Origin of the sequence: Gallibacterium genomosp. 1 (assembly GCF_001678575.1) — a bacterium.
In the GTDB taxonomy this organism is placed as follows: domain Bacteria; phylum Pseudomonadota; class Gammaproteobacteria; order Enterobacterales; family Pasteurellaceae; genus Gallibacterium.
Window position 1 is genome coordinate 18,025 of sequence record NZ_JTJP01000020.1, and the last position, 9,276, is coordinate 27,300.

General features: G+C 37.1%; 9 protein-coding genes. 3 read left to right on the plus strand and 6 right to left on the minus strand.

Translation table 11 applies throughout. From position 1 onward, the window contains the following. The first annotated feature begins 7 nt into the window (after positions 1-7). Positions 8-1,330, plus strand: coding sequence for an MFS transporter (locus QV04_RS05170; protein ID WP_039141796.1), 1,323 nt, complete (start codon positions 8-10; stop codon positions 1,328-1,330). 377 nt (positions 1,331-1,707) lie between these two features. Here the strand turns inward: QV04_RS05170 and QV04_RS05175 are convergent, their stop codons facing one another. The 6 genes from QV04_RS05175 to QV04_RS05200 all read right to left on the minus strand — a co-directional run bounded on the left by QV04_RS05175 (position 1,708) and on the right by QV04_RS05200 (position 8,008). Further along, complete coding sequence (locus QV04_RS05175) at positions 1,708-2,412, minus strand: LutC/YkgG family protein (RefSeq protein ID WP_039136135.1); 705 nt, start codon at positions 2,410-2,412, stop codon at positions 1,708-1,710. 9 nt (positions 2,413-2,421) lie between these two features. Further along, positions 2,422-3,834, minus strand: coding sequence for a LutB/LldF family L-lactate oxidation iron-sulfur protein (locus tag QV04_RS05180; protein ID WP_039173774.1), 1,413 nt, complete (start codon positions 3,832-3,834; stop codon positions 2,422-2,424). A 10-nt stretch (positions 3,835-3,844) separates the two neighbouring features. Further along, positions 3,845-4,564, minus strand: coding sequence for a (Fe-S)-binding protein (locus QV04_RS05185; protein ID WP_065233271.1), 720 nt, complete (start codon positions 4,562-4,564; stop codon positions 3,845-3,847). A 76-nt stretch (positions 4,565-4,640) separates the two neighbouring features. Beyond that, positions 4,641-6,221: a lactate permease LctP family transporter gene (locus QV04_RS05190; RefSeq protein ID WP_065233272.1), complete on the minus strand. Its 1,581-nt coding sequence runs from the start codon at positions 6,219-6,221 to the stop codon at positions 4,641-4,643. A gap of 210 nt (positions 6,222-6,431) precedes the next feature. Next, a complete protein-coding gene (locus tag QV04_RS05195; RefSeq protein WP_065233273.1) occupies positions 6,432-7,013 on the minus strand; it encodes an aminotransferase class IV family protein in 582 nt (193 codons plus the stop codon). Then, positions 7,013-8,008: an aminodeoxychorismate synthase component I gene (locus tag QV04_RS05200; protein ID WP_065231227.1), complete on the minus strand. Its 996-nt coding sequence runs from the start codon at positions 8,006-8,008 to the stop codon at positions 7,013-7,015. Before QV04_RS05200 ends, QV04_RS05195 begins: the two co-directional genes overlap by 1 nt. 58 nt (positions 8,009-8,066) lie before the next feature. Between QV04_RS05200 and QV04_RS05205 the strand changes: the two genes are divergently transcribed. Continuing rightward, complete coding sequence (locus tag QV04_RS05205) at positions 8,067-8,639, plus strand: anthranilate synthase component II (RefSeq protein ID WP_065231228.1); 573 nt, start codon at positions 8,067-8,069, stop codon at positions 8,637-8,639. A gap of 118 nt (positions 8,640-8,757) precedes the next feature. After that, on the plus strand, positions 8,758-9,237 hold the full coding sequence (locus QV04_RS05210; protein ID WP_013745376.1) for a Dps family protein: 480 nt from the start codon (positions 8,758-8,760) through the stop codon (positions 9,235-9,237). Positions 9,238-9,276 lie beyond the last annotated feature (39 nt).

The window sequence follows — 9,276 nt, forward strand, 5'->3', positions numbered from 1 at the left end:
ATTTTTTATGAATATTAAAAAATGGTTATTTAATCAGCCTGATATACCAGTTACAAGAAGTCCCAATGAAGTTAATCGAGTATATCGTAAATTTAGAATAGAAATTGTAACCGCAGTTTTTCTTTCTTATGCAGTGTTTTATTTAACACGAAAAAATTTTGCGGCAGCTGCACCAATGATGCTTGAGCAAACTGCTTTAACGGCAGAGCATTTTGCAGTGATGTCAACATTATTTTACATTCTTTATGGTTCAATGAAATTTGTTGGAGGAATGGTTGTTGATAAAGTAAATCCAAGAGCAATGACTGGCCCTGCACTGATCGGCATTGGTGTTATTAATCTCTTATTTGGTTTTTCTGACAGTATCACTGCTTTTTATATTTTGTATGCATTGAATGCTATTCTGCAAGGAACAAGTTTTCCTCCGATGGCTAAAATTATGGCTTCTTGGTTCTCAAAAAATGAACGTGGGCGTTGGTGGGCCATTGTTGAAGCTGCTCATAATATCGGTGGTAGCTTAGCCCCACTATTAACTAGTTACGCAATAATGTTAAGTGGAAGTTGGAAAATGGGTTTCTATGTACCAGGTGTAATTTCAATTGTTATGGGGATTTTGGCTTTAATATTTATTAAGGATCGCCCTGGTTCAGAAGGCCTACCCCCTGTTGGAGAGTGGCGGAATGATGCTTCTGAAATGGCTCAGGTGAAAGCGAGTCCATCTCATTTAGGCTTTTGGGAAATTTTCTTTAAATATATTTTAAAAAATCCGCTTGTTTGGGTCATTATAGTTGGAGATCTCTGTGTTTATATTGCACGTACAATTTTAAATGATTGGCCTCAAATTTATTATGTTCAAGTGCAGGGATGGGATTTAGTGAAAGCTAACTCAATTATTACTTGGTTTGAAGCTGGTGGATTAGCTGGTGGGTTAATTGCAGGTTACTTATCAGATTTTTTATTTCGAAGTAATCGTTGGATGACAGGTTTGATGTTTGCATTGATGTTATGTGCATCTATTATTTTGGTTCCTGTAGTTCAAGATAGTTCTTATGTTTTGACTGCTGGATTATTTGCTATTATGGGATTTGCATTATATGGTCCACATATGTTATTTGCTGTAGGCTGTTTGGATGTAACGCACAAAGATGCTGCGGGTTCTGTTACGGGTTTTAGAGGTCTATTTAGTTATGTTGGGGCAGCATTGGCGGGAGTTCCGGTAGTCATGATTAAAAATGTTTGGCAGTGGGATGGTGTTTATATGTATGCTGTGATCTCAATTGTTATTACGACATTATCATTAATGATCTTAGCCAAATTTCATAGATTATAATCAATTTTTTACATAAAATCAGGTATATCATTTGATAAACTTCAGATTGCTGACAAACCTATGATTTCATCGTAGGTTTGTTTTTTATTATTGGCTCTACTCAAAAAGGAAAAATTGAGAAAAAACAGGAGTATTAGCTCAATGTTGTTTTTCACTTATCTTTATCATCTGATTACTTGAATCGGAAGTTATGAAGCCCTTTATTTCCAATAGAATATACAATACAGCTCATAACACCAAGGCTACCTTTATCTTCTTAAGATTTTATATCATTGCTGCCAAAAAACATTGCATTTGTACTTTTGCTAAACCACATTGCCACGAGTAATATCACCTTTGGAGAGGCAGATTGGTTAATCTGCCTTTTTGAAATGGATTTATTTTTCTACATCATCAATCAATAAATAAACTACTTTTATTGGACCGTGAACACCAACCACTTTCACTAATTCAATATCTGCCGTTGCACTGGGGCCGGAAATAATATTTATGCAAGATGGCATACGTTCGCCTTGCTCCGCTTTTTGATGTAGCACTTTTGCGATTTGAGTAATGCGTGGTTGGATAGTGGAACGTTTTAATACAACGACAGAAATTGGAGGTAATAAACTAACAGAACGACCATTATTCGGTGAAGAATAAAGTACAATTCCGCCTGATTCAATTAGCCCATATTCTGCAAACACAATTCCAATATTTGCGTTTTTGCTAAATTCAAGGTTTTCGTTACTTGATTCAGCCCAAATATGGGTATTGTATTGTTGTTGTACTGCTTGAGTGATCTGATATTGTTTTAGACGTTCGTCATTATTCAATACAATATTACCACCGTTATATTTTTCACAAATTTTGATAATGTCAGTGTGTGCTTCTTTTGCTGTAGATAATACTACATCTACTAACATATCTTTGGCAGTATTGATAAATGCTTGATAACGCTCTTTTTCAGAAAGATCGGTAAAACGGGTTTCTGGATAATCATTAACTTTAGGATAAGTGCCAACAACTTCAGTACGAAGAGGTCGCCCTAACTGCTTTGCCAATTGGGACAAAAATTGTGAACGATTTTGTTGATCTAACATAGAGACTCCTTATCCATTATTTCTATTTTTGAACCAGCTACGGAAACTTTCGCCATCGGCATCTGGTAAATCTCGAGTATTTGTCCACTCTCCGATGACACCAATATTTAAAGGTGCTTTGCCATTTTTAATCGTTGCTTTCATTACTTTTGCACCAATATTCATACCGACTTTCCATAATGTAGGGTGGCTATTGGTAAAGGTAAAGGCTTTAACTGAGATTTTTTCTGCGGTTGGATTTAAACCTTGTTCTGCAATATGCGTACGATGTTTTAATAACAGATTTGCTAATGGAATTTTTACCGGACAAACCTGATTACAAGCGGTACAAAGTGAACAAGCATAAGGTAAATCGTGGAATTCTTGATAATTACCGAGAAGCGGTGAGAGAACTGAACCGATAGGGCCGGGATAAACAGAACCATAACTGTGACCGCCAATTTGGCGATAAACGGGGCAAGTATTTAAACAAGCACCACAACGGATACAGCGTAAAACATCATTAAATTCTGAACCTAATGCTTTTGAGCGTCCATTATCTAAAATGACAAGGTGGAATTGCTCAGGACCATCTGTTTCACCTGCAAGACGAGGACCTGTAAGCCAAGTGTTGTAACTGGTAAGTTTGGCGCCAACGGCACTGCGAGCCAGCATTGTAATTAGAATTTCCGCCTCTTGGAAAGTCGGTGCAATACGTTCCATTCCCATCACGGCAACGTGAATTTTAGGAACAGTAGTAACCATTCTTAAATTCCCTTCATTGGTAACTAAGCAGAGGCTGCCGGTTTCCGGAATAGCAAAATTACAACCACTAATTCCCATATCTGCGCTTAAGAAATCGTGACGGATTTTTTCACGGATAAAAAGTGTCATATCTTCAGGGGTAGCATCGCCTTGATAGCCTAATTTTTCTTTTAGAATATCTCGAATTTGATATCTATCACGGTGAATGGCAGGTACTACAATATGGGAGGGTTTATCACCAGCCAGTTGTAAAATATATTCACCTAGATCGCTTTCAATCACTTTAATACCATCCGCTTCTAAAACGTGATTTAAGCCAATTTCTTCTGTTACCATTGATTTAGATTTAACAACTTTTTTCACATTGTTTTGCAACGCAAGCTGTTGAATATAGTGATTAGCCTCTTCTGCCGTTTGCGCAAAATAAACGTGTCCACCATTAGCAGTTACTTTTTCTGATAATTGATAAAGATAGGCATCTAGATTTTCTAAAACGTGATTTCTAATCTCTTTTGCTTGTTCACGCCATTCTTCCCAATGTCCAAGATCATCGACCATTTTTTGCCGATTAGCGCCAATACGCTCCTGAGCCATAACCACAGCCTGACGCATAATCTCATTATTTAATTCTTCTTCAACGTGTTTTTTGAAAGCTAAATTTGTTGTCTGAATAGTCATTTGTTTGCTCCTATTTGGACATTAATACTTCAGCGATATGTAGTACTTTTATTGAGCTGCCTTCGCGTTTTAAACGACCGCCAATATTAATTAAGCAACTTACATCAGCACCGATTAAATAATCTGGCTCTACTTCTTGAATATGTTTTGCTTTTTCTTTAACCATTTCGCCCGATATTTGCGACATCTTTACAGAGAATGTGCCACCAAAGCCACAGCAAGTAGTTTGATTTTTTATAGGAAGGAGTTCAAGACCTTCAACATTTGCTAATAATTTTAGCGGTTCTTCTTTGATGTTAAGTTTATGGAATAAGCTACAAGAAGGGTGATAAACAGCTTTGCCAAGCAATTTGGCACCAACATTGGTAATGCCCAGTTGATTTACAATAAAATCAGTTAAGTCATAAAAACGATCAGCCACTTTTTTCGCACGTTCTGCCCATTTTGGTTCATCCTTAAGATATTCAGGATAATTTTTGATGGAATAAACACAAGAACCGGCAGGAGCGATAATAGGAAAATCATTAACTTCAAAGGTTTCAATTAGATTTTTCATTCCGGGAATGGCATCTTTAATAAAACCTCCATTAGTTGCAGGTTGTCCACAACATCCTTGTTTTTCTAAGAAGAGAATTTCACAACCGAGTTTTTCTAATAATAAGACACTTTGTTTGGCAACATTTGCTTTTACTGCATCACCAATACAAGTTACATAAAAATTAACTTTCATAAGCACTCCAATTTAAAGACAGACTCAACCGACAAAATGCCGGTTGAGATTAAAAATAAGTAATTAACGTGTCTTGCTAACTGAGTAATAATGTGGCAACAAGTGCTGCAATAATACCGTACACTATCATTGGAACAACAGTTTTCTTAATAATTGTTCCTTCTTTATTTGTAATATTCAACACAGAACATACGGCAACGATATTGTTGATACAAACCATATTACCCATTGCACCACCAACAGATTGTAAGGCAAGCACAAGTGTCGCTGATAATCCGGTCAATTCCGCTGTAGAAAGTTGAACACTACCAAAAGTGAGGTTGGATACTGTATTTGAACCTGAGAAGAAAGCACCAACTGCACCTAAATAGGAGGCGAATAGTGTCCAATATTCTCCGGTTGCAGCAGCGAAACTCTTACCAATAATTTTCACCATTGAATTATCACCACCGACTAACATTAAATTAACCATAATTAATGCGCCAACCAATGCTAAGAATGGATTACGAGTCTGTTTGAGGCTGCTCATAAAAATATCTTTGGTTTTAGATGCAGAAAGTGCAAACAGTGGAATAGAAATTAACACGGTTACCACAAATGGAATTAATGCTGGAACATAAAGTAACTTATAGCTTGCTGAAACAGATGTACCGAAGATATTTTTTAAGCTGAAAATCAATCCGTGGCTGACTTCAAACAAACCAAGTGAGCCTAATTGGATTCCAAACCAAGTAGTTGCATCGTTCATCATTGCTTTGAATGGTAATTGCTGTAAGCGTGTAATGATAAGAATGGTAATAAGAAGACCGGTAGGCAATAGAGCCTTAATTACTTGGTTATAGCTGACTGCTTTATCATCCAAAGTGTTTTCAGCTTTTGCTAAACCAATGCCTTTATTAGCAATTAAAATTGAAATTAACAAACCGATTGCACCACCAACTAAAGATGGAAATTCGTAGTTAACTTGTGCTAATAGAAAGTAAGGAATGACACAAGCTAGAATGCTGATGTAGATAAATAAAATATTTTGACGGATTTCTTTCCAGTCAACGATTAAACGTAATGCCATTAAAGGGATAATTAATGCTGCAACAGAGTGAATAATTGCAGTCATTGAACCGATCTCTAGGATCTGTGTGTCTGTTAAATTTAACGGACCGAATCCGAACCAAGTTGGTGTTCCCACTGCACCGAAAGAAACTGGAACGGAATTCATTACAAGAGTGAGCATCGCAACTTTTAAGGGAGCAAATCCTAATCCGGCAAGAATTGGGGCAGCAATAGCAGCCGGCGTACCAAAACCACTTGCACCTTCAATCATAAAAGCGAAAGCCCAACCAATAATCATAATTTGTGCTACAGGATTTGGATTAATATTCGCCAACCATTTGCGCAATGTATTAGTAACACCTGAAACTTCAGAAAAATGGTTGAATAAAATCGCACCAAAAATCACAGTAATTGGTGTTTGAACTGCAATCAATGCTGATGCAATATTTGCACTTACTGTAGAAATATCTGTTCCAAAGAAAATAAACTGTATGATTAAAACAACAACAGCTATCCAAGGAAGAGCCACGTAAGAAGGTAATGCATTGCGTTTTACCATTAAATAGATCAGAAGAACAATAGGAAAAATGCTCAAAAATAATTGCATAAAATAACCTCGCTAAATAAGTGGGATTTCTATTGTTATACTAATGTTAATAATGTTATTTTCAATTTATTTCTTTTAAAAAAGTGTGATTGAGATCTTATTTTTGAAAAATAATATTTAAATACATTAAAGCTAACGGATAATAAATATATAACAGTATGAAAAATAAGAACTGGTTTAGATGTTATGTTGTTTGTATCAAAATTTGATTTATAGTGGATTTAGCGCATTTATTAATCGTATTTCTTCATATAGAGGCAAGTCTGATATTGAGATTTTTATCTCAATAATTTTATTTTCTTGTAATAGTTTTGTGCGTTGGGTGCCAATTAATAGTGGACTGTCTGGGGTAAACCATTGTGAGCCTTGGCGCAGTATGAGATTGCCGATGGTGCAATCGGTGATTTTGCCTTGTTTTACGATAATGATTTCATCGCAATCGCCTTTTTGTTTTAGCAATTCTTTGAAAATGGCACGGTCGCTGTATTTCAGATGGTAGTCAATGTCATCACAAATCACAGGCTGGAAGCGTTGGTAGTTTTTACGTTGATAGGGAAAACATTGCAGGTGATATTGTGTAGCGTTGTAGTCGATACGGCAACGGATAATCGGGCTTTGAAGATTTGCCCAAAGAGCGGTGTTTTTTTGCAGTATTTTTGCGAGGGAAAAAATGTTATAAGGTTGCCCTGCATAAAATTCACGCAGGCTGTTTTCATAACGCTGTTGGTGCAGGGCAAGATTTTGCACTTGCCCATTTTCAATGCACAGGGTTTCAAATAGGGGAAAATCCATTATTTTGTTCCTTGCTGAAATTTAAGTGGGACATAAATTTTCTCTAACAATTCTTGGTATTCTTGCTCCGCTCGGCTTTGAATGGTGATGCCGCCGCCACTGTGGAAAGCATAGCTTCCGTTTTGCTGAGAAATAAAGCGAATGGCCACCGCACTTTCTAGGCTTTCGCCGTTAAAAATACCAAACACGCCAGTGTAATAACCCCGAGGTGCTAATTCCGCTTGTTGAATGGTGGCAACGGTTTTTTCTTTCGGCGCACCGCTGATTGAGCCTGCGGGTAAAAGCTGGCTGAGCATTGTGCCGATGTTGGCTTGCCAGTTTTCCTTAAGATCGGCGCAAATTTCAGAACTTGTCTGCCAGATCGCACCACGTTCGGTGAAAATCTTTTCTAAATAACGAAAACGCTTCACTTGCACATTCTGTCCTACGATAGCCAGATCATTGCGCATTAAATCCACAATGGTGTAATGTTCCCGTTGCTCTTTTTCGCAATTGAGTAATTGATTTTCTGCATCAGGCAAGTTGGCGTTAATTGTGCCTTTCATTGGGTAAGTGAAAATTTGGTTATGCGCGATTATCACGAAAGGCTCTGGGGAAAAACAGACAAACTCGTTTTTAAACAAGAGTTTATATTTCGCTTGTGTGGCATAAAACAGCGTATTGAGATCGTAATTTATTGCAATTGGCGTGGCGTAAGTGAGATTAAGCAAATAGGAATTTCCTTGCTGTAACGCCTGTTGCACAATTTCAAAACTTTGCTGATAAGTGGCGAAATCAATGGGAAATTTTTCTAGCTTAAAGGGCTGTTTAGGGGGAGCTTTTTGTGCCGTTGCAAGATTATTTTGGCTGGCAAATTCAAACCAAATGCCTTGCTCTGCACATTGTGTAAGAGGGCAAATGATAGGCTTTTGCTGTTCAAAATCAATCAAAAAGAAAAAGGGCGTGCGTTGCGTACCTAAACGGTTGGCTTGTTGCACAAAGTGATTAAATGGCATAAGGGCGATGAATCAAGTAAGATAACAAACATTTTGGTCATTGTAGTGAATCCCTGAGATGAACACAAATTTATTAATTATCAATAATCACGATTCTTTTACCTATAATTTAGTGGATTTAATTCGTCAATTTGACGGGCCGTTTTCTGTGGTGAATGTGGAACAGCTAAACCTTGATGAAGTGGACAATTTCAGCCATATTTTGATTTCCCCCGGTCCTGATGTGCCGAATGCTTATCCACAACTGTTTGCGATGCTGGAACGCTATCAGCATCGCAAATCAATTTTGGGTGTTTGCCTTGGGCATCAAACCTTGTGCCAGTTTTTTGGCGCAACCTTGTATAATTTGCCGCAGGTGCGACACGGGCAGGCGAAACAAATCAGAATAACAAAACCCAATTCTTTATTATTTAGCGATTTGCCGGATAAATTTAAAATAGGACTTTATCATTCGTGGGCAATTTCTGCAGAGAATTTCCCATCAGAATTAGAAATTACCGCAATTGATGATGAGGGCGTTATTATGGCAGTTCAGCATCGAAATTTATCAATTTACGGTGTTCAATTTCATCCAGAATCTTATATTTCGGAATATGGTAAGGTAGTAATTTTAAATTGGTTGAAAGTTTAAAGCTATTGAAATGTTAATTATGTATAGTTTTAAACTATCAAATCTATCATTTATATCCATTTTATCTGTAAGAAATTAATCTCTATTATGTTCCCAACAAAACAGAGGAGAACATATTATGGCAACAAATATCGGTTTAAACAAAGCCACTTCAGAAAAATTAGCACAAGAACTCAATAACTTACTTGCGACTTATCAGGTATTTTATATGAACGTGCGCGGTTATCACTGGAACATTAAAGGGGTAAACTTCTTTGAATTACACGCAAAATTTGAAGAAATTTATGATGATTTAGTGGTGAAAGTTGATGAAATTGCAGAGCGTATTTTGACTTTAGGCTACACCCCAAGCAATGCGTTCAGTGAGTATTTAACTAAGTCTTTAATTGAAGAACATACAGGCGTAAGTGCGGCGCAAGACTGTTTGAGTGGCACATTAAGCGGTTTCAAAACCTTGTTAAAACAGCAACGTGAAATTTTGGCGTTAGCCGCTGATGCGGATGATGAAGGCACCGCTTCACAAATGAGCGACTACATCAAAGAGCAAGAAAAATTAGTGTGGATGTTTACTGCTGCTTGTGAAAGCTGCAACAGCTAATTTTCCCAATAAAAAACCACCACTTTTTGATCTGACCCC